The sequence below is a fragment of the Corynebacterium neomassiliense genome (assembly GCF_900626215.1).
Classification (GTDB): domain Bacteria; phylum Actinomycetota; class Actinomycetes; order Mycobacteriales; family Mycobacteriaceae; genus Corynebacterium; species Corynebacterium neomassiliense.
The window spans coordinates 1,565,265-1,586,435 of record NZ_LR131106.1; the positions used below are offsets into that span (position 1 = coordinate 1,565,265).

The 21,171-nt window shown below is 68.2% G+C and carries 10 protein-coding genes, 1 tRNA gene and 1 other RNA gene; 1 reads left to right on the plus strand and 11 read right to left on the minus strand.

The window, feature by feature from the left end; genetic code table 11:
* Nucleotides 1-17: 17 nt before the first annotated feature.
* The 11 genes from E0E18_RS06895 to ffs form a co-directional block, all read right to left on the minus strand.
* Nucleotides 18-9,428 carry a type I polyketide synthase gene (locus E0E18_RS06895; RefSeq protein WP_130839888.1) on the minus strand — a complete coding sequence of 3,137 codons (9,411 nt, stop codon included), beginning with the start codon at nucleotides 9,426-9,428 and terminating at the stop codon, nucleotides 18-20.
* Between the two features lie 57 nt (nucleotides 9,429-9,485).
* Nucleotides 9,486-11,024: an acyl-CoA carboxylase subunit beta gene (locus E0E18_RS06900; RefSeq protein ID WP_130839890.1), complete on the minus strand. Its 1,539-nt coding sequence runs from the start codon at nucleotides 11,022-11,024 to the stop codon at nucleotides 9,486-9,488.
* Nucleotides 11,025-12,959, minus strand: coding sequence for an acetyl/propionyl/methylcrotonyl-CoA carboxylase subunit alpha (locus E0E18_RS06905; RefSeq protein ID WP_066588157.1), 1,935 nt, complete (start codon nucleotides 12,957-12,959; stop codon nucleotides 11,025-11,027).
* A 403-nt stretch (nucleotides 12,960-13,362) separates the two neighbouring features.
* Complete coding sequence (locus tag E0E18_RS06910) at nucleotides 13,363-13,773, minus strand: DoxX family protein (RefSeq protein WP_078057371.1); 411 nt, start codon at nucleotides 13,771-13,773, stop codon at nucleotides 13,363-13,365.
* Nucleotides 13,746-14,330: a HutD family protein gene (locus E0E18_RS06915; RefSeq protein WP_237559674.1), complete on the minus strand. Its 585-nt coding sequence runs from the start codon at nucleotides 14,328-14,330 to the stop codon at nucleotides 13,746-13,748. The genes E0E18_RS06910 and E0E18_RS06915 overlap by 28 nt, the downstream gene beginning before the upstream one ends.
* Before the next feature lie 51 nt (nucleotides 14,331-14,381).
* Nucleotides 14,382-15,026: a recombination mediator RecR gene (gene recR / locus E0E18_RS06920; RefSeq protein ID WP_066588167.1), complete on the minus strand. Its 645-nt coding sequence runs from the start codon at nucleotides 15,024-15,026 to the stop codon at nucleotides 14,382-14,384.
* A 10-nt stretch (nucleotides 15,027-15,036) separates the two neighbouring features.
* Nucleotides 15,037-15,351 (minus strand): YbaB/EbfC family nucleoid-associated protein, encoded by a 315-nt coding sequence (locus tag E0E18_RS06925; RefSeq protein WP_066588170.1) that lies wholly within the window; start codon nucleotides 15,349-15,351, stop codon nucleotides 15,037-15,039.
* A gap of 80 nt (nucleotides 15,352-15,431) precedes the next feature.
* A complete protein-coding gene (locus tag E0E18_RS06930; RefSeq protein WP_130839894.1) occupies nucleotides 15,432-18,311 on the minus strand; it encodes a DNA polymerase III subunit gamma and tau in 2,880 nt (959 codons plus the stop codon).
* 110 nt (nucleotides 18,312-18,421) lie between these two features.
* Nucleotides 18,422-19,087: a hypothetical protein gene (locus E0E18_RS06935; protein WP_130839896.1), complete on the minus strand. Its 666-nt coding sequence runs from the start codon at nucleotides 19,085-19,087 to the stop codon at nucleotides 18,422-18,424.
* Nucleotides 19,088-19,097: 10 nt separating this feature from the next.
* Nucleotides 19,098-20,411, minus strand: coding sequence for an aspartate aminotransferase type Ic (locus E0E18_RS06940; RefSeq protein WP_110480953.1), 1,314 nt, complete (start codon nucleotides 20,409-20,411; stop codon nucleotides 19,098-19,100).
* Between the two features lie 213 nt (nucleotides 20,412-20,624).
* Nucleotides 20,625-20,721: signal recognition particle sRNA small type (gene ffs, locus E0E18_RS06945), an RNA gene on the minus strand.
* A gap of 258 nt (nucleotides 20,722-20,979) precedes the next feature.
* Between ffs and E0E18_RS06950 the strand changes: the two genes are divergently transcribed.
* Nucleotides 20,980-21,068, plus strand: a tRNA-Ser gene (locus tag E0E18_RS06950).
* Nucleotides 21,069-21,171 lie beyond the last annotated feature (103 nt).

The window sequence follows — 21,171 nt, forward strand, 5'->3', positions numbered from 1 at the left end:
CCCGTTTACCGGGTCACTCACCGGAACAGTCCGTCCTCTCCGGCGCGGGCGGCCGGGTCGAGCAGCATGGCCGGCTCGACCTCGTCGATGTCGGCGTCCTCGGCGAAGCGACGGTGGTCGATCTCCTCGAAGAGTGCCTTGTGTCCGAGCATCCCGGCCTCACGGCGTCGGACACCGGCCCGCAGCCGTTCAGAGGCCCGCGCCACCCACTGTTCGGCGGCGTCGGCACCGAGCTGCTGTTCGACGGCGATCCGGAAGGCCTCCGGGTGCACCAGCGCAAGCAGGGCGGAGACGTGACCGAAGCCCAGCGAGGTGAGCAGTCCGGCCTTGACCGTCCGGGACAGCTTCAGGGGTTCCCGCAGCCACACCAGGTCCGGGGAGGACGCCATCTCCGGGTCGACGCAGTCCAGCGAACGGTTCGCCGGGATGGTCGAGGTCCGGAACATGTCGTTCAGGCCGGCCGTCTGGAAGACAGCTGCACCACCCTTGGCGTGTCCGGTGAGGGTCTTCTGCGACACCACGTAGAGGGGGTTGCCCTCCGTACGGCCCAGCGCGCGGGCCAGCCGGGTGTGCAGCTTCGACTCGTTCGGGTCGTTGGCGTTGGTGGAGGTGTCGTGCTTGGAGACCACGGCAATGTCATCCGCCGTGACTCCCAGCGACGCCAGGTCACGTGCCAACCGGGAGTTCTTCCCTCCCCTGCCCGCGGCCAGGGCACCCTGCCCCGGAGCGGGGATCGAGGTGTGCGCACCGTCGGCGTAGGACGCCGCGAAGCCGACCACCGACTGGACCGGCAGACCCATCTCGACGGCGACGGAACCGCGTGCCAGCAGGATCGTTCCACCGCCCTGGGCTTCGACGAAGCCGCCGCGGCGGCGGTCGTTGGCCCGGGAGTAGAAGCGCTCGTTGATGCCCTTGGCCGCCATCTTGTCGGAGTCCGCGGTCGCGTTCATGTTGGCGAACCCGGTGACGGATTCGACGGAGATGTCGTCGGTCGCTCCTGCGACGACGAAGTCCGCCTTGCCGAGCATGATCTTGTCCACGCCCTCCTCCACGGATACCGCGGCGGTGGCGCAGGCCCCGACCGGGTGGATCATCGCACCATAGCCGCCGATGTAGGACTGCATGGTGTGCGCGGCGACCACGTTGGGCAGGGTCTCCTGGAGGATGTCCGAGGGGATGTCCTCCTCAAGGAACCTGTCGACGAAGAGTTTCCGCATCGAGGTCATGCCGCCGAATCCGGTGCCCTGGGTCATGGCCACGTCCGAGGGGTGCACGGCCTGCAGGATCTCTGCTGGTGTGAAGCCTGCGGAGAGGTAGGCGTCCACCGCGGTGACCAGGTTCCACACCGCGATCCGGTCCACGGATTCGATCATGGACGCCGGGATCCCCCAGCGTGCGGGATCGAAGTCGGTGGGGAACTGGCCTCCGACCTTGCGGGCCAGCGTGGCACGGCGCGGCACCCTGGCACGTGCACCCGGAAGGCGGGTGACGGACCATTCGCCGGTCTCCGGGTCATGGTTGGCCCGGGTGAACGCCGGGTCGTTGTCGACGAAGGACGCCGCGTCTTCGGCGGTGTCCACGGTGAAGGTCACCTCCTGGTCGAGGAAGATCTCCACGGCCTGGGGGGTGTGGAGGTCGTCGACGGCGACGTCGTCGACGAAGGTGCGGACTCCTGCCCGCGCCACGACCTCGTCCCGGTAGCGGGTGTAGATCTCCTCCTCCGGGACGATGTTGCCCTCGACGTCGTACCATCCGGCGACGGGAGTGTCGTTCCAGGTCAGAAGCCCGGTCATCCAGGCAAGTTCGAGGACGCCGGCGGCGGAGAGGTCCACCGAACCGTCGGCCCTGATACCCAGTTCGGCTTCGAAGCGGGTGCGTCCGGAACCCCAGGCGCTGACTTCGCCGAGACCGACGACGACCACCATGTCCTCGAGACTGCGGGTGACTTCGCCCCAGTTGTCGTCGGTGGCGGCATGGTCGGCTCCGACAGGCTGACGGACCCGGACCGGGGACGGCAGGGCGTCGACGGTGGCGCTGGCGGGGGTTTCGTCGCCGGTGTCCTGTGCGTCGCGGGCGGCGTCGGCGAGCGCCTTCTCCCGGAGTTCCACGAGGTTGATCTTCCCGAGGCCTCCGGTGAGGTCGGCGTCGACCGGGCCGTCGAGGGCGCGGGTGCGGACCTCGTCGGAGCACAGGGCGAGCAGTTCCCCGGCAATCTCCGCCGGCGTCCATACGTGGACACCTGCCTCGACCGCGGCGTCGACCAGCGGGTCGTTGCCGCCCATGAGTCCGGTACCCGAGACCCAGCCGATCCGGGGGTGGGCGATGGTGACACGCTGACCCCAGGGCTCGTTGAACCACTTGTTGCAGACGGCGTCGAAGGCGGCCTTCACCTCACCGTAGGCACCGTCGCCGCCGAAGGTTCCGCGGTTGGGCGAACCCGGCAGGATGACATGCAGGCGGTGCGCCAGGTCAGCATCGTGTCCGATGCGGGACAGGGCGGTGAAGGACCGTTCGACACTCCACAGCAGCAGTCGGGCCTGGATCTCGGCGTCGCTCCCGGCGTCCTCGACGGTCCCGGAGACGGTCGGGGCGGCGAAGGGGAGGAAGAGGTCGGGCACCAGGGCAGGTTTGACGAGCTTCTGGTCGGAGCCGACGGTCTCGGTCTGCTCGGAGCCGATCCACTCCACCAGGGCGTCAATGTCACGGTAGGAGGAGAGGTTCGCCGGGACCAGCCAGACGGCGGCGGACGCGGTGGCATGCTCACGGTAGAGCTTCTTGACGAACTCCAGCCGTGCCGAACTGATGCGGGAGGCGGTCATGACCACGGTCGCGCCCTCGCTGAGCAGGTCGCCGACCACTCCCCCGGCGATGGAGGCGGGGGTGACGCCGGTGACGACGGCGACCTTGCCCGCGAACCTGCCGGTGTCGGTGGAGCGCGCCTCCTCCGCGATCGCGCGGAAGCGGGCGGCGAGGTCGGTGTCCCCGTTCCTGTCTGCGGCGTCTGCCCGGTAGCCTGCGTGGACGGCCACGGTCTCACCGGTGCCGCGGAAGGTCACCGTGTCGGCGAGTTCCTCACCGTTGGCCAGTCTGGCGATGTCCTCGCGGGCGGTGGCCCAACGGTCATCGACGAGCACGGCCCGGCGGGCGTCGAAGACCGGGGCGACAGTGGACGGCCAGTTGGCACCGAGTTCGGCGGAGACCGCCTCCAGGACGGCGGCCGTCTCGTCCGCGTCAGGGTCGGACAGTGGTGCGGAGGTGGGGACGTCGATGCCGAGGGCGTCGAGGATGTGTCGGGCGGTGGTGGCCAGGACGCCTTCCTCACCGGTGACCTCGGCGGCGAAGGCGTCGAGTGCGGCGGAGTCCACGGTCCCGCCTCCTGCGGAACCGCCGGCGGAGGGCTTGGCCACCGGGATACCGTGGGCCGTGCCGACCTGGGTCACGGCCTCGTCGATGATGGCGTTGACGTCGTTCATCGTGGTGGCGGAGGTGGGCAGGGTCGCGAGGTCCCCGCCACGGGAGGACGCCCCTTCCCTGGATCCGAGGAGGATCTGTGCGATGGTGTGGTCGACCCAGCCGGGGCCGAGCTCCCAGGTTCCGGTGAGGCGTTCCTCCACGGTGGAGACCTTGGCACCTGCGGCTCCGAAGAGCTTGCGCAGACGGTCCTTCACCGCTTCGCCGAGGACGGGGCCGAAGGCACTGTAGTTGTGTGCCGCGGCATCCACGGTCGCGGAGAGGGTGTCCACGTCAGCTTCGGCGGCACCTTCGACACTGGACAGACCCAGCTCAGCGGAGATGTCCATGAGCAGCTGGTTGAGCCTGCTGGACACACCGTTGGTCAGGGTTCCCGTGGTGTCTGCCCCGCCGATCTGGTCCGGGCGCAGCTTGTTCGCGTACGCCAGAAGAGTGCGGATCGCGTCGGAGGCCCGGTAGGGCAGGTCTGCGGGACGTTCGACCGCGCCTGCAGGGGCGGCCGGGGCCGTCGGCAGGTCGGCGGCCTGCGTGACCGGGGCGGGCAACGGTTCCGGTGCCGACTCCGAGGGAGCTGCCGGGGACGGTTCAGCCGCGGCGAGCACGGGGTCTCCGACGGGTTCCCGGCCGGCTGTCGGCTCCTCCGGGTATGCCGGCGCGTCGATGGTCTGCTGGTCAGTGTGGTAGACGAGCTTCTCGTCACGCTGGACGTTGCGCACGGCGACGTCTGCGGCGGAGAAGCGCGGCAGCTTCAGGGTCTTGGTGGCCAGGTTGGCCAGGGTCGGTGAAGCTCCGAGACCGATCTCGACGACTTCGTCGATGTCGAGGCGGTCGGGGGCGAAGAGGAGGTCCTGGGTCTCGATCCAGCGGACCGGGGACGCGAACTGCCAGCACAGCAGCTCGATGAACAGGGTGCGGGCGGTCTTCGCCCGGGCGGCGTCGTCGGCGACCGCGGCGTCCCAGTTGTCGAGCAGGTCACGGGCAGGTTCGGAGGGGACGACGTCGAGGATGGAGCGGACGAAGTCCTCGGTGAGTTCGAAAGGCCGGGCCACGAGGTTCGGGATGTAACGTCCCTCGAGGATCGGGTAGTTGATGAGTTCCGGCAGCAGGTCGTCGAGCTTCTCCCGGAAGTCGGGGACTCCCGGGTGCAGGACACGGGAGTGGAAGGGCACGTCGATGCCGGGGACCAGCATGAAGGAGCCACGACCACCGTGTTCTGCGGTACGTCGGGCGGCGTCGGCTTCGAGTGCCTTCAGTCCTGCGACGGTGCCGGCGACGGAGTACTGCTCGCCCGCGAGGTTGAAGTTCACGATCTCCAGGAACTCGCCGGAGGCCCGGGCGACAGACTCGACGTATTCGACGACGTGGTCGTCGTCGATGCCGAACTGGTTCGGCCGCAGGGCACCCATGCGGTAGTTGGAGCGCCCCGCGCTGTCGCGCGGGATGAGGTGGTGCATGGTGGAACCGCGGTGGAAGACGACCTCCAGGACAGTCTCCAGGTCGATGGTCCCGGCGTAGGCGGACAGGGCGGTGTACTCGCCGAGGGAGTGTCCGGCGTAGTAGGCGTCCGCCACCAGGGCGCCGGCCTCCCTCAGCCGTGCCGTCTGTGCCAGGGCCAGGGTCGCCAGGGCGACCTGGGTGAACTGGGTGAGATACAGGACACCGTCAGGATGGTGGTAGGTCACCCCGTTGGCGGTGAGGTCGGTCGGGTTGTCCCGTACGACGGTGAGGATGGAGAAACCGAGGGCTTCCCGGGTGTGCCGGTCGGCACGGTCCCAGACGTCGGCGGCCGCCTTCGAGGCGGCGCGTTCGTCAAGGCCCATTCCCTTGGCCTGGATGCCCTGGCCCGGGTAGACGTAGGCGGTGACGGGGGCGGCGGTGACAGCTGTGCCCTGGGACACGAGTTCGTCGCCGATCCGGCAGGTGACGTCGAGGAGGAGGCCGCCACCGGCGACCCTGCCGACACGTTCGACCTGGATGTCCACCGGGTCGCCCAGCTGGACGAGGCCGAACATGCGGTAGGTCCAGCCGAGGATCCGGTGTCCGGTTCCGGCGGCGGAGGCGGCGTGCTGGGCGGTGGCGGACAGCCACATGCCGTGGACGAGAGGGGCCTGCAGGCCTGCGACGCGGGCGGCGACATGGCTGGTGTGGATCGGGTTGAAGTCCCCGGAGACCCAGGCGAACGGGGTCATCTCCTGCGGGGCGTTGACACGGGTACGCAGCAGGGTCGAGCGCGGGGTGTCGGTGATCTCCCGGTCGATTCCTCCGGCGGGAGCGGGGTCGGCCGGAGGTGTCGTGCCGAAGGCACGGCCCCGGATGGCGAACCGTTCCGTCTGCCGGCCGAGCAGTGTCCCGTCGGAGTCGCGCATGTCATGGTGGACGGTGACGACCCGCCCTGAAGAGGACTCCTCGATTCCCGCGGCCCAGCTGGTCACGGTGACGGCCAGTCCGCGGCCTCCTGCTGCGACCGCGTCTGCCGCGCGAGCCTGCAGTTCCTCGGCGGGAACTTCGAGGGCGACGGAGTGGTCGAGGTGGACGGCATTGAGCAGTCCCTCGATCACGGGATAGTCATCGACGGTGGCGGAACCCAGGGCCGCGTAGATCGCCGGCCAACAGGTGCCCAGCAGGGCGTCGGGGACGATGGTGGCACGCTCGTCGGAGCGGGAACCCGACCCTGTCGTAGACAGGTCGGGCAGGGCTGCCCCGGTGACGCCGGCGTGCTCGGCGCCGAGGGTCGGGGTGAGGTGGAAGACGTAGTCGAAGGTACCGAAGGGGGTCCCGTCGGTTTCCGAGCCCTCGTTCTTCACCGGCATGTGCTCGATGCTGTCACCGGTGACGGACACATTGCCGACACCGGCAGTGCCGGCGAGGAGCCCGTACATGGTCTCAGGGAGCTTCTCCTCGTCGACGACGGGCAGTGCACCGGTGGTCACGGCGTCGGTGAGGATCAGGGGGACGGGCAGGCGGCGGACGGCGTGGACCTCAGAGTCCCCTTCTCCGGCGGCGGTCCCGTCCCAGAAGGTGTCGAGATGGAGGTCGACGGTGACCTTGACGGTGCCGTCGGAGCCCTCACCGGTTCCGTCGTCGGTGACGATGAGCTCGTAGCGGTCCTCGTCGATGATGTGGGCCGGGTTGTCCATGAGGTGCCCGGTCCAGGAGATGTACGGGGCGGATTTCAGGAAGGACGCCACGTCGTCGGCGTCGGAGATCCGCGACCATGCTCTGGTGACCTCGGCGGGGGCGTCGTCGAGGGCGTGGCGTCCCGTGGTCGTCGAGCCACCGGTGATGCGGTCCCGGCAGGCCGCCTCGAAGCGGCCCAGGATGGAGGCGACGGGTTCGTCGACCGTAGTGATCCCGGAGACGGACACCGGGCCGGGAATGATCCGGCACTGGTCGGCGGTGTAGCGCGAATCCTGCGACTGCCACAGGCAGTCCTTGCCCCACCAGGCGAGGAGGTCCTCGTCGATGGCGGGGACGAAGCCCACCGGCTTCGGGAACTTCCTGCACAGGACGAGGAACCAGGCGGTGTCGAGCGGGGTGAGGGTGTCGGTCTCGGCGGCGGGGTACGCCGCCACGAGTGCCTTGACGGCCTTGTCCGGGTCGGCGGCGTCCTGTTCAGTCGGGAACAGGGTCACGACCTCGCCGTGGTCGACGTCGGACAGCCGGGCCTCGACACGCTGCAGCAGCAGGTGGAAGCGGGACAGCCAGGACGGGTCGACCCAGGGGAATGACAGTTCCGCGAAGCGGCGGACGACCTGTGCGTAGGTCATCTCCTCGAGTTCGCCGAAGTAGGGCTTGGCGGTCTTGTTCAGGGCTGCGATGATCTCGTCGCGGCGGGCGTTGACGGCCTCGAGGTTGGACCCGATCTCCTGGATCAGGCGCATGCACTTCGCGGCGGAGTTGTCGATCTCGTGGATGTCGGCACGCAGGTGGGACAGGCCTGAGGTGGAACCCCCGGCCGTGTGGCCCGGGGCGATCCAGCCGCCGTTGGGGGCGGTCGCCGCGGACCCGGTGCTGTCGGCGACACCAGGCGTGTCGACGAGGAGCTGCTTGATCTCCGGGGTGGTCTTGGCCTCCTTGGCGGTCATGGCGGCGGTGCCGACGAGGACGCCGTCGACCGGCATTGCGGGCAGTCCGAGTGCTTCGGACCATCCGCCTGTGAGGTAGTCTGCCGCCCTCTCGGGGGTACCGATGCCGCCGCCGACACAGAGCACCACGTTGGGCTGCCGGCGGATCTCCGCGTAGGTGGCGGTGAGCAGGTCGTCGAGGTTCTCCCAGGAGTGGTGGCCGCCGGCGTGACCGTCCTCGACCTGGAGGATGATGCTGGTGCCGGTGTCCTCGATCTGGCGGGCGATCGCCAGTCCGGCGCGGATCTGCGCGACGGTGCCGGGTTTGAAGGCGATGTAGGAGAATCCTGACCTTCGGAGCGCTCCGATGACCTCAGGGGCTTCGTCCGGTTCGGGGATACCTGCGGAGATGACCACGCCGTCGAACGGGGCGCCCGATTCCCGGGCCCTGGACACGACCCTCTGGGTACCGAAGTGCAGGTTCCAGAGGTAGCGGTCCATGAACATGGCGTTGAACTGGACGGCCCGGCCCGGGTCGAGCAGGCCCTTGAGTTTGGTCAGGTTCTTGTCGAAGACTTCGGCGGTCACCTGCCCGCCGCCTGCCATCTCCGCCCAGTATCCGGCGTTGGCCGCGGCGGCGACGATCTCGGGGTCCACGGTGGTCGGTGTCATCCCGGCCAGGAGGATCGGGGACCGCCCGGTCAGCCGGGTGAACTTCGTCTCGACGGTGCGCCCGGTGGGAAGGTCGAGCAGCCGGGGTGCGAACCGGGACCAGTCGACGGTCCGCGCAGGGTCCTCCCCGGGAGCTGCCAGGGTGTCGATGTCGTTCAGGGTGCCGGCGCGAACGAGTCCGGCACCGGAGCCTTCCACCAGGCCTGCGGAGATTCTGGTGACCGTGTCACCGGGGCCGAGGTCGAGGAACCAGGATGTGCCGGACGCCAGGGAACCGGTGATTCCGTCGACCCAGTCGACGTGGTCGGTGAGCACGGCACGGGCCAGGTCACCGGCACCGGTGAGGCCGCATTTCTCCGCCCATTCGACGGCCTGGGCGACGGCCGGTTCCATCATCTCGTGGTGGAAGGGCACGGTGACGTCGAGGTACTCGGTGACAGGAGACAGAGGTGCCCCGCCACGGGTCTTCGCCGCGAGCTCCGCGGCGTCCTTCTCCGCGAGGACGGCGATGGTCTTCTCGACGACGCCGAGGTCCTCGGGAGTGCCGGAGAGGATGAACCGGCGGTGGCCGTTGCGGATCGCGATCCGGGCTCCGGTGCCGACGCCTCCGGCGGCTTCCGCCACTTCGGCGAGTGCAGCGTCGAGGGTTGCGCGGTCGAGTCCACGCACCGAGAGCATGGGGGTGGCTTCACCTGCGGACACTCCGAGGGCACGGGTGGCACGTGAGGCTGCTGCCCCGATGAGCCTGGCGACGGCGATGATTCGTGCGGCGTGTCCGTTGTCTCCGGCGGATTCTCCTGCCCGACTGTCGACCAGGGCGGCACCGAGGACGCCCTGGGAGTGGCCGAGGGCGGTGGCCCTGCTTTCTGCGACGGCTGCCACGGCGTCGTAGCCGGCGTTCTTCAGGGCGACGACCTGTCCGAGCTGGGTGAGTGCGATACCCGGTACGGAGAGGGCGGCGGGGACCGGTCCCCCGGCACCGTCGCCGATGAGCCGTTCGAAGGTGAGGGCACCGGCGGTCGCGGCGGTCAGCCGGGCTGCGACGGGGGCGAGGATTGTGTCGGATTCCGCCAGGACGGCCCTGACGGTGTCGGCGAGGGCGGGGTCCTCGGAGACGGCGGTCAGTCCGGCGCGCCACGGGGTGGCCTGGCCGCCGAAGAGCAGGGTGACCTTCTCCTCGGACTCGGAGTTGAGCCGGGAGAGGAAGCTGGTGTGGGTCATGATGTCCTTTTCAGAGGGTCAGTGACGGGGGATTGTCTGTTGTGGTGACGGGTCCCGTCACAGGGGCCCGTTGGAGTGGAACTTGAACCGGTTGAGGTCGCGGTGCTTGGTGCGCAGTGCCCGCAGTGCCGCGGCGATGGTGTCGCGGGTGTCGATCGGCTGGACGATGCCGTCGAGCTCGCCGGTCTCCACCGAGAAGTTCGGGTTGATGTTCTCTGCCGCGTAGTCGTCGGCGAGCTTCCGGGCGACATCGACGCGCTCCTCTTCGGGGGCGGCGGCGATGTCCCGGCGGTTGAGGATGTTGACCGCGCCGTCGGCACCCATCACCGCGATCTCCGCCCTGGGCCAGGCGTAGGCGTAGTCCGCGCCGATGCCCTTCGAACCCATGACGATGTAGGCACCGCCGTAGGATTTGCGGGTGATGACGGTGATCATCGGGACCGTGGCGTTGCCGTAGGCGTAGATGACCTTCGCACCCCGGCGGATGATTCCTGCGCGCTCCTGTTCGGCTCCGGGAAGGTAGCCGGGGACGTCGACGAGTGTGATGACGGGGAGTCCGAAGGCGTCACAGCAGCGTACGAAACGTGCTGCCTTCTCGGAGGCTTCGACGTCGAGGGTGCCCGCATTGTGCATCGGCTGGTTGGCGACGACGCCGACGGGTCGGCCCTCGATGCAGGCGAAACCGATCACGATCGATTTCGCCCAGTGCTCCTGGACCTCCACGAACTCGCCGTGGTCGACGAGCGCCTCGATGACCTCCACGACGTCGTAGGGCATACGTGGGTCGTCGGGGATGATGTCCCCCACCCCCATCGCGGACTCGACGTCCTCGGGTGTGGCCGTGTACGCGTAGCAGGCCTGCTCGTCGTTGCAGTTCTGGGGAAGGTAGTCCAGCAGGCTGCGGGCGTAGTCGATGGCGTCCTCCTCGTCCTCGGCGAGGTAGTGCGCCACACCGGAGACGCTGTTGTGCATTTCCGCGCCACCGAGGTCGTCGAGGCTGATCTCCTCACCGGTGACCGCACGGACGACGTCAGGGCCGGTGACGAACATGTGGGCGTTCTCCCGGGTCATGATGACGAAGTCGGTCATGGCCGGCGAGTACACGGCTCCGCCGGCACAGGGTCCGAGGATGAGGGAGATCTGCGGGATGAAGCCGGAGGCGCGGCAGGAGGCGCGGAAGATGCGTCCGTACATGGACAGTCCACCGACGCCTTCCTGGATGCGGGCCCCGCCGGAGTCCAGGAGTGCGAAGCAGGGCACACCCTGCTGGACTGCGCGTTCGATGAGGTCGGTGATCTTCTCCCCCTCGACTTTGCCGAGGGTGCCTCCGCGGACGGAGAAGTCCTGGGAGTAGACGGCGACGGGGCGTCCTCCCACGGTGCCGAAACCGGTGGCGACGGCGGATCCGAGGAAGCCTGCGGCGGGGTCGCCGCCGAAGAAGCGGCCGTGCTCGACGAAGGAGCCTTCGTCGCAGAGCAGTTCGATGCGCTCGCGGGCGGTGAGCTTGCCTTTCGCGTGCTGGAACTTCTTCGCTTTCTCGTCGGCGGCGGCGGCCAGTGCGGTGTAGTCGACGGGGGTTCGCTGTGCGGTGGTCATCTACGCCTCCTCGGTGGTGTCGCTGGTGGCCTCTGCCGCGGTGTCTATGTGCAGCAGAGGGGTGCCGGCCGGGACGTTCTGCCCGATCTCGACGTCGATGGAGGTGAGGACGCCTGACGCGGGAGCGTGGATGTACTTCTCCATTTTCATGGCTTCGAGGACGATGACGACATCCCCTTCGTTGACGTGGGACCCGGGCTCGGCTCCGGTGCGTACGACGATGGCCTGCATCGGTGCAAGCAGTGCCCCCTCTGCGGTGAGGCCCTCCCCTGCGGCCGGGTTGTTCTGGGAGTCACGGTTCTTCCTGCGACGGGATCCGCGCAGGGGCTGGACGCGACGGCGTGCGGTGTTGCCCAGTTCCCCGAGCGAGTCTCCCAGTGTGTCGAGACCGGAGTGCATCATCGCGCTGAATCCGGCCAGGGAGGCGAGTCCTTCGGGCAGGGTGATCCGGTGGCGGCGTCCGTCGATCTGGGCGGTGAAGGTGCGCAGTGCTTCGGCGATGGCGCCGCCGACGCCGTCTCCGGAGGAAGTTGTGCCCGATTCTGTACCGTCGGCCTTCTTCCCGAGCTTCGCCCACTCCTGTTCGGTGAGTTCCGGGATGAACTTCGTCTCGAGCCACCGTGTCCGTACCTGCAGGTCACCGTGGTCGTTGGTGGCGTCGAAGTCCGGGTGCGCCAGGACCAGGTCGAGCAGCGGGGTGACGGTGGCGATGCCCTTGATCTCCAGTTCGCCGAGCGCGCGGCGGGCCCGGGCGACCGCGCGTTCGCGCGTAGGCCCGGTGACGATGAGCTTCGCGATCATCGAGTCGAACTCCGGGGAGACGGTGTCTCCGAGGCGTACACCGGTCTCGATGCGGACCCCGTGCCCTGCCGGCCAGGTGAGTTCACTGATCTTGCCGGCGGCCGGGGCCAGGTCGTTGGCGGGGTCCTCCGAGGTCAACCGGAGTTCGATGGAGTGTCCCCGCACCGCGGGGACCTCGGGGATGCTGCCTCCGCCGGCGACGGTGATCTGCGCCTCGACGAGATCGAGGCCGGTGACCTCCTCGGAGACGGTGTGCTCGACCTGCAGTCGGGGGTTGACCTCCAGGAAGTACAGCTCACCGTCGTCGGCGAGCATGAATTCGCAGGTGCCCAGTCCGACGTAGCCGGTGTGGTCGAACAGTGCCTTCGACCAGCGGGTGAGGGTGTCTGCCGCCCCGTCGGGGAGGAAGGGGGCAGGTGCCTCCTCGATGACTTTCTGGTTGCGTCGCTGCACGGAACAGTCCCGGGTGGTGACCACCGCGAAGTTCCCGTGGGAGTCCCTCATGCACTGGGTCTCGATGTGCCGACCGGAGGTGATGAACTTCTCGATGAAGAATTTGCCGAGGTCGCCGCCCGCCATGGCATGACCTGCGGCGAAGTTTTTCACGTCCTTCTCGTCCCGCATGACCTCGATGCCACGGCCTCCACCACCGTCGGACCGCTTGAGCACCACGGGGAAACCGTGTTCGGCGATGAACGCCTCGACCTCGGACATGTCGGAGACGGGGTCGACGGTTCCGGGGACCGGGGAGACGCCGGCCGCGACAGCGACCCGGCGTGCGCTGATCTTGTCGCCGAGCTGGCTGATGGTGTCGGCGGAGGGGCCGATCCAGGTCAGGCCCGCGTCCTCGACGGCGCGGGCCGCCTCCGGCACTTCGGAGAGGAACCCGTAGCCGGGGTGCACTGCATCGGCGCCGGCGCGTTTCGCGATGTCGATGATCTTGCTGACGTCGAGGTAGGTCTCCTGGAGGGTGGTGCCTTCCAGTGCGTAGGCCTCGTCCGCCAGCACCACGGCCGGGGACTCGATGTCCTGGTCGGAGTAGACGGCCACTGAGTGCAGGCCGAGGTCACGGGCGGTCCGGACGACTCGTGCGGCAATTTCGCCGCGGTTCGCCACGAGGATGCTGGACGGCATCGGGCTCCTTTCGGGCAGACAGAGGGATCTTGGATCGTCTGTCCTGTCGTGTTCGTGGATCAACTGCGCGGGAACGGTTCCCACGCGAACGAGGACACACGGTAGGCGTGCCCCGCCCGTGCTCGACCGGTCCCTACTGTCGCCATAACAAAAACACCCCCCGTTCAACCTGTCACGGTCACCTCACGGGAAGTCCTCGTCAGTGGCGCTGTCGCAGGATCATGGCGGTTTTGCCGCCGAACCGGCTACTTGTCTGTGAGTTACCTGTCCTACCCCCGCCCCGGAGTGGTCAGACCACACAAATGTGATCTGCGTCACTGTATCGTGACATGTTTAAAAACATACCGATGAATCGGGGTTCACCCGTCAGATCTCCCCCCTGCACACCGGACCCCCGTCCGGACTACCTGCCCTGCCCCCTCAACCGCAGCACCGACATGATCATCGGTACCTGACCGACGACGCGCACCCACCCGCCGGCGCGGAGCAGAGGTGACTTACGCGGGTCCCTCTGCCAGTCCAGTGCCATCTTCACGTTTGCCGGGAGCACGCCTGCCAGGAACAGTGCGGCGGGGACCGCCGCCTTCTCCCGCGTCCCCGGCGACGCGATCGCCGCGGCCAGCCCGAACTCGGCCACGGCGCTTCCCCAGGTCCAGTACCTGGCAGGCCCCGGAAGCTGTGCCGGCACGATGGCGTCGTAGAACCGGCGGGCCGTGAAGTGCAGGACCCCCGCCCCTCCGAAGACGGTGGCCCACACCACCGCCCGGGTCTTCGACCGGTCAACTGTCACTTCTCTGTCCCTGATGAGGCCCATGGCTTCCAGACTACGGCCACCAACCGGGTGTCCGCAGCCGATATCCGGACCTCACCCACGTCGGGGACGTAGGGGACCAGCAGGTCGTCGGAGCCGTCGAGGGCGACCGCCGCCAGGGCGTTCGGGACCGGCGTCCCGGCGTCCACAACCCGGATGTCGAGTCGTCCGGCGGCGGGACTGTCCCGGTCGACGACGAGGTTCACCGCCCTGGTGGGCACCGGAAGCACGGTCAGCTCGGTGCGGGCACCTCCGTCGAAGGTGAACGGTGTGCAGGCGGGAATGGTGTGGAGTTCACCGTCGACTGTCAGTCCGATCCCGGCGAGCGGCACGTGGACCCGGTCCTTGTCCGGCAGCCGGGAGTAGGGCCCGGGCTCGTCGAGGGACGCCATACTCAGCCTCCACCGGCCGTCGACCGGGAAGCTGCGGCTGTAGAAAAGGGAACTCTCGTCGGGTGATATGAGTTCGACCGTCGTGCCCCGGCCGTTGGCCCAGGGCACTTCCGGCAGATCGGCGGTACGGCGCAGCGTGCGCCAGCTCGTGGTTCCGGAGGTGTTCACATGGTCCAGTGTGCCCTCACAGGCATCGGTGCGCAGGTCGGACGGCCGATGTCACCGCACCGGCGTGCGTCCTTCGAAGGCCCTGGAGAGGGTCAGTTCGTCGACGAACTCGAGGTCTCCTCCCATGGGGATGCCTGATGCGAGCCGGGACACCGTCAGACCTGGAAAGTCCTTCAGGAGGCGTCCCAGGTAGGACGCCGTGGCCTCCCCTTCCGTGTTCGGGTCGGTGGCGATGATGACCTCCCCGATCACCGGAGGTTCAGGGAGGGTCCCGTCCGCGGACGGCACGTCGTCGACCCTGCCCCCGATACGTTGCACCAGAGTGGTGACGTTGAGTTCCTTGGGGCCGACGCCGTTGAGCGGGTCCAGTGCACCACCGAGGACGTGGTAGCGGCCCTTGTACTCCCCGGTTCGTTCGATGACCTGGATGTCCTTCGATTCCTCGACGACGCACACGGTGGTGGCGTCACGGGAGGAGTCCGCACAGATCCGGCAGACGTCCTCGGAGGAGATGTTGTTGCAGATCCGGCAGAAGTGCACCCCCTGCTGGAGCCGGTTCAGGGCGGAGGCGAGCCGGTCGACGTCCCGGGGATCGGCCTGGAGCAGGTGGAAGGCGATTCTCTGCGCGCTTTTCGGCCCGACCCCGGGCAGGCGGGAGAATTCGTCGATGACGTCCTGGAGAGGACCCTCGTACAAGGCGGTTCCCCTAGAATCCGAAGCCGCCGAGGCCCTGGGACAGCGGGCCCATCTTCTCCTGCGAGAGCTTCTGGAGGTTGTCGTTGGCGGCCTGGAATGCGCCGACCAGCAGGTCCTGGAGAGTGTCGACGTCTTCAGGGTCGACGACCTTCGGGTCGATGGTGACGCTCTGGACTTCACCGGCTCCGGTGATGGTGACGGTCACGAGTCCATTGCCCGCGGACCCTTCGACCGTGGACGCCACGATCTCGGCCTGGGCCTCCTGGAGCTTCTGCTGCATCTGCTGGGCCTGGGCCATGATCTGGTTCATGTCGGGCTGGGGCACTGTATGTCCTTTCAGTGGTCGTGTCGGTCGTCTTCCGGCGCGTTCGAGGTTCTTTCAGGGGACGAGTCTACCGACCCGGGTCAGCGGGTCCGCTCTGCGCCGAGATGCTTCTCGAGCAGTTCGCCCGCGATTTCCAGGGCGGACCGGTGGTCCAGGTGTCCCGGCGTCCTGTCGTCGAGCTGTGCAAGGGCCTCCTCGGCCTCAGCACGCTGGTCGTAAGGGTCGGGTCCACCGGCACCGGGATCGGCGTGGGCCGGGGCACCGGGACCGTCGTCCCAAGGTTCGGACGGTTCGTCGGGAAGCGGGATACCGTTGAAGCCGTTGTCCGCGGCCTCCTGCGCCGCCGTCCGCGTCCTTCCGGTTCTTGCCATGCGGGCTCTCCACCCGGTGAGTTCCTGCCCTTCACCGGGATCTGCGGTAGCGCTCACGGACGTCGTGCCGGTGACGGCAGGCGTCGCAGTGGCCGTCGCCTTCCGGACAGTCCCGGAGGACGCCGGGCTCCCGGACGCTGGGCCTGACGACACCGGGCCCGCAGTTTCAGGGCCCGCAGTTTCAGGGCCGGAGTTTTCAGGGCGGCCGGTGTCCTGAGCTGCCGGGGAGGTGGTCCCGGAGACCAACGGGGAGTGTCCCCGTGCCCGGGCGAGCGCGACGGACACCGGATCGACGGGGGCGGACTCCGGTGTGTGACTACCGGAACGGCCGAGCCCGGGATCTTCCGCAGCTGTCCGCACGGCTTCGTAGTCCCCGACCTGTGCCGGAGGCAGGTCTGCCACCCTCTGTGCGGGTTGATGCGGCTCCGCGCCTTCGGCGGCGGCCGCTTCAGCTTTTCCCGGCGGCTCCACAGGATCAGTGGGCTCGCCGTCGTCCCCGGGGGCCTCCGGAACCGGGGTCCGCGGTGCAGCCTGCCTGGGCACGGAACCCGACGGCCCCGGATTCACCTGGCCACCCACGACCGCCCGGACTGTGACGGGGAAGCCCGTGACCTGGCCTGCCGCTGAAGCATAGGCTTCGGCGTGGGCAGGGTCGTTGATGAAGTTGGCGAGCGCCCCGGTGTGGTGGTGGAGCACGACGACGGCTGTCCCGTCGGAGGTGGGTTCACCCGGTGACGGGGTGGCGTCACGGGCGGCGATCCACGCACTCAGGTCCGTGGCACGCACTGCTTCGAGAACATCCGCCCACCGGTTCACCGCCTCCTGAGACGGTGACAGGGCCGGGTCAGGCACGGAGGCAGGTGCCGGTTCAGTCGAGGGGGCAGCAGGGGCCGTAGTCGGTGCCTCATTGCGGGCGGTCCCGGGGACCGGAGACTCCTCCGGACCCGGGACCTCATTCCGGACCACATTCTGGGCATCATCGCGGGCCTCATTCTGGGCCTTATTCTGGGCCACGTCGGGAGTCCGGACCGGCGCAGCGTCCTCTGCCGCCCGGCGCCGGTTCCTGCGCATGATCTCCCTGGCGCGCTCTGCCTCCGTCATAAGGTCGCCGGTGGCCGAAGCTTCCACCGGAGCCTGGCCCAGAGACTGGTTCGGCGACTGGATCGGTGACTGGCCCGGAGCCGTGTCCGGAACGGAGTCCGAAACCGGGCTCGCATCCTGTTCAGCAGCCGGAGGCCGGGCCACAGTCGCCTCCCCTGCGGCCTCAGGGGTCGGGGACGCCATCACAGGCTCTGTGGGAGGAACCACCACGGCATCGCTGCCCCGGCCGTCCTGACCCTCGTCCTGCCGGCGCCGGGACTTGCGCACGTAGCGTGCAGGTCCGCCGGCGGTGCTCCCGTCACCGGGACCCGGGGCCCGGTCGTTCAGCTGGGGCGCACGCTGCCCGGACTCCAGTGCCTCGACCCGCTGGGCAAGGTTCTCCAGAGTCATCCCGGCAGCCGGCAACGCCATCCGTGCACAGAGGATCTCCAGCAGCAGCCGGGGCGAGGTTGCCCCGCGCATCTGCATCAGCCCCTCGTTGACGAGGGTCGCGCACCTGGTCAATGTCGCGGTCCCCAGTTCCTCGGCCTGGCGGGTGAGAGTCTCCCGCAGGTCGGCCGGGGCGTCCACCAGGCCCGATTCGAATGCGTCCGGAACCGCCTGGACGACCAGCAGGTCGCGGAACCTGTCGAGCAGATCGGTCGCGAACCTCCTCGGGTCATGCCCAGCATCGATGACATCGCTGACCACGGAGAACAGTCCCGCCTGGTCAGAGTCGGCGAGAGCATCGACCGCCCGGTCGATCAGTGCAGAATCGGTGACGCCCAGCAACGCAACCGCTCTCCGGTAGGTCACCCCTTCGGGTCCCGCACCCGCCAGAAGCTGGTCCATGACCGAGAGAGAGTCACGGGGAGAGCCCCCGCCGGCGCGTATGACCAGCGGGTACACGGCGTCCTCAACCTCCACACCTTCTTCACCGCAGATCTTCTCCAGAAGGCTCCGCATGGTGGGGGGTGTGAGGAGACGGAACGGGTAGTTGTGCGTCCGCGACCGGATCGTCGGCAGAAGCTTCTCCGGCTCGGTGGTCGCGAAAATGAAGATGAGGTGCTCCGGCGGTTCCTCCACGATCTTCAGGAGCGCATTGAACCCCGCCGAGGAGATCATGTGCGCCTCATCGATGATGAAGACCCGGTACCTCGACTCCGCCGGAGCATAGAAGGCCCTGTCCCTGAGCTCACGCATGTCATCGACACCGTTGTGGGTGGCAGCGTCCAGCTCCGTGACGTCAAGAGTCCCCGGCCCGCCGGGAGCCAGGGCGACGCACGAGTCACACACCCCGCAGGGCGTGGATGTCGGCCCTTCGACACAGTTCAGCGAGCGGGCCAGGATCCGCGCCGAGGAGGTCTTGCCGCAGCCGCGCGGGCCGGAGAACAGGTACGCGTGGTTGATCCTCCCGCTGTCCAGCGAGGTGCACAGCGGTACGGTCACATGTTCCTGCCCGACCACCTCGGCGAAAGTCGCCGGCCGGTACTTCCTGTAGAGAGCCACGGGCACCAGAGTACAAGGGGCACCGGAACCTCAGACGCGCACCGACCGCAGCCATGAAACCGGTCCCCCACGGAACCACTCCCCGGGACACCGGCACGTCGCGGCCGGGCTCACCGCCAGACGTCGTTGAGGTTGACCTCCGCCTCGGTCAACTGCCGCTGGACGGCACCGAGCCCCTGCCCTGTGGCCGTGGCGTACTCCGCGTCGGTGAGCATCACCAGCTGGGCGACAACCGTCATCCGGCCCGGATGAGTCCAGTCATGGTGGCCTCCCCCACCGTGACGGCCCCCGAAATCCACCTCGTGGACGTGGGGGACGCCGTCCTCCCACAGGAACGGGGGGACAAGCAGACCGTGTTTCGCCGTCATCTTCTCGTCCACGTGCCAGCCCAGGTCCGGGAGAATCAGCCCGGGCCGGGGCGGCCTCTGGTGGGGATCCTGCGCGATCATCGTGGCCGCGGCGGTGACCAGGTCCGCGGCCGCGCGGGAATGCCCTGACGTCACCGTGATCAGCTCGACCCGCAGGTCGGAACCGTCGTCCGTGACCAGACCAGGGTCGATCCTTGCCGCGTCGAGGGTGACGGCGACAGTTTCCGCAGGCTGTGCGTCCGCCGGCGCCGGTGACGCACCGCCGACCGCGCCGTCCTCGCCGGCACCGCCGACCGCGACATCAGCGACCGTGAACTCCGGGAACCCCTGGTTCACCCGCCGTGTCGTTATCCGTGGCGGCGCGGGCAGGAGGTCACCCACCCAGACTGTCGTCTCCTGGAGGTTCACGGCCCGGACCCTACTTCGACGCCGGCTGTGCTGCAGCCGACCCGGTAGCACCGACCGCTTCGGCAGCCTCCACCGCAGCGAGAAGCATGCAGGTGGCGACACCGTCCATGGCGACTTCGACCTCCTCCTGCGGAGGCAGGGACGGCGCGAGCCGCAGATTCCGGTCGTTCGGGTCATTCTTCAGCGGGAATGCGGAGCCGGCCGCGGTGAGTGCAATCCCGGCGTCCTTGGCCAGTTCCACCACCCGGCGGGCTGTTCCGTCGACGACGTCGACAGAAATGAAGTAGCCGCCTTCGGGTCGGGTCCACTCGGCCACTCCCAGGCCTCCGAGCCGGCGCTCCAGGATCTCGGTGACGGCACGGAACTTGGGGCCCAGGATCCCCGCGTGCTTCCGCATGACCGAACGCACACCGTCGGCGTCCCCGAAGTACCGCACGTGGGCGAGCTGGTTGACCTTGTTCGGCCCGATTCCACGGACCCCGGCGATCCGCCGGTACCAGGCCAGGTTCTCCTCCGAGGTGTTGAGGAAAGCCACTCCGGCTCCCGCCAGGGTGATCTTCGAGGTCGAGGACATCGCCCAGAACCGGTTGGGGTTCCCCTCCTCCGCGGCGAGGCCCACGATGTCCAGGATCTCCGGGAACTCGTCGGTCAGGGTGTGGACCGCGTAGGCGTTGTCCCAGACCACACGGAAGTCGGGGGCTGCGGTCTCCATCGCGGCCAGCTCGCGGGCGACCTCCGCGGACACGGTGAATCCGGTCGGGTTGGAGAAGACCGGGACAATCCACATCCCCTTGACCAGCGGGTCCTTGACCAGTTCGCGGACGGCGTCCATGTCAGGTCCGTCCTCGTTCATCGGGACGGTGACCATCTCGTAGCCGAACGTCTCAGTGATCGAGAAGTGACGGTCGTAGCCGGGAACCGGGCAGATCCAGCGAACCTTCTCCTCGGCCGACCAGGGACGTTCCGAATCATTGTTCCCGAAGGTGTGGGACCACGAGATGAGGTCGAACATGATGTTCAGGCTGGAGGAGTCTCCCGCGATGACCAGGTCCGCAGGAATACCGAGGACATCCGCCCACAGTTCCCGGATCTCCCGGATGCCGTCGCCGCCGCCGTAGTTGCGGACGTCGCTGCCGTCGGCAAGGGTGTGGTCGCCTTCTCCGGGTAGTGCGAGCAGGGACTCGCCCAGGTCGAGCTGTTCGGAGGAGGGCTTTCCACGGGTCAGGTTCAGGCTGAGGTTGCGGGCCTTCAGCTCCCCGTAGGACGCGGTGACCTCGTCCTTGAGAGCGAGCAGTCGGTCGGTGTTTGCTTCGGTCAGCTTCATAGTCCCGCAGGACCTCCTAGACGTTCACGGAACAGGTTGTTTCCGCCGGTTGTTTTCCGTCGGCAAGTCTAGTGTGCCGTGCCTTCCGTGTCAGTGGGGTCCCCGCCACATTCCGCATTCCCGCCCTCACTCCCGGCGCCCCGGCAACTTCCGGGCCGTTGGGCCCCCAGAAGACAGGGCCCGGCAGACAGGGCCCGGCAGATGGTCCTGAAAAATAGACGGACCCCACGCACCCGCCAGAGCCCGCTTACCCTTGCTGCATTCCTGCCCTGGGGGAGTTCGCAGGATTCACGCCACGTGAGATCCGTGGACCATGGTAGCCCAGGATCACCCGGCCGACAAAGAACCTGTGCTCCCGTTGACGTACACAGGGGGAGGACGCCGCACCCCGGACCCTGCCTCCCCACCGGAACGGCTTCCGCCGGGCACCCGGAGGACATACCCGGTGTGCCGAAACCGAGGCACTCCGGTCATGGACCAGTGGGGGACGGCACGGGACGAAACCCGGCAAAGTCGTCCCGACCTGCCACTTTGTGTCCGACTCGACCTCGTGTGTATATTTGGCGGCGGAGGATTCGACTAGCGGCCTATGTCACACGCCTGGAACGCGTGAGGGAGTCACATCCCACAGGGGTTCAAATCCCCTATCCTCCGCCATACACAAAACCCCGGTTCACTGAACCGGGGTTTTTCTTTTTCTGCGGATCCTCTTCTGCACATCCCATCAGTTGTATCTGCGCGCCAGCCCCCCCGAAGGCGG

Coding starts and splice junctions, on each gene's coding strand:
- E0E18_RS06905 (WP_066588157.1), bottom strand. CDS start 12,959: ATGCCGTCCAGCATCCTCGTGGCGAACCGCGGCGAAATTGCCGCACGA.
- E0E18_RS06895 (WP_130839888.1), bottom strand. CDS start 9,428: ATGACCCACACCAGCTTCCTCTCCCGGCTCAACTCCGAGTCCGAGGAG.
- E0E18_RS06900 (WP_130839890.1), bottom strand. CDS start 11,024: ATGACCACCGCACAGCGAACCCCCGTCGACTACACCGCACTGGCCGCC.
- E0E18_RS06940 (WP_110480953.1), bottom strand. CDS start 20,411: ATGAAGCTGACCGAAGCAAACACCGACCGACTGCTCGCTCTCAAGGAC.
- E0E18_RS06910 (WP_078057371.1), bottom strand. CDS start 13,773: ATGGGCCTCATCAGGGACAGAGAAGTGACAGTTGACCGGTCGAAGACC.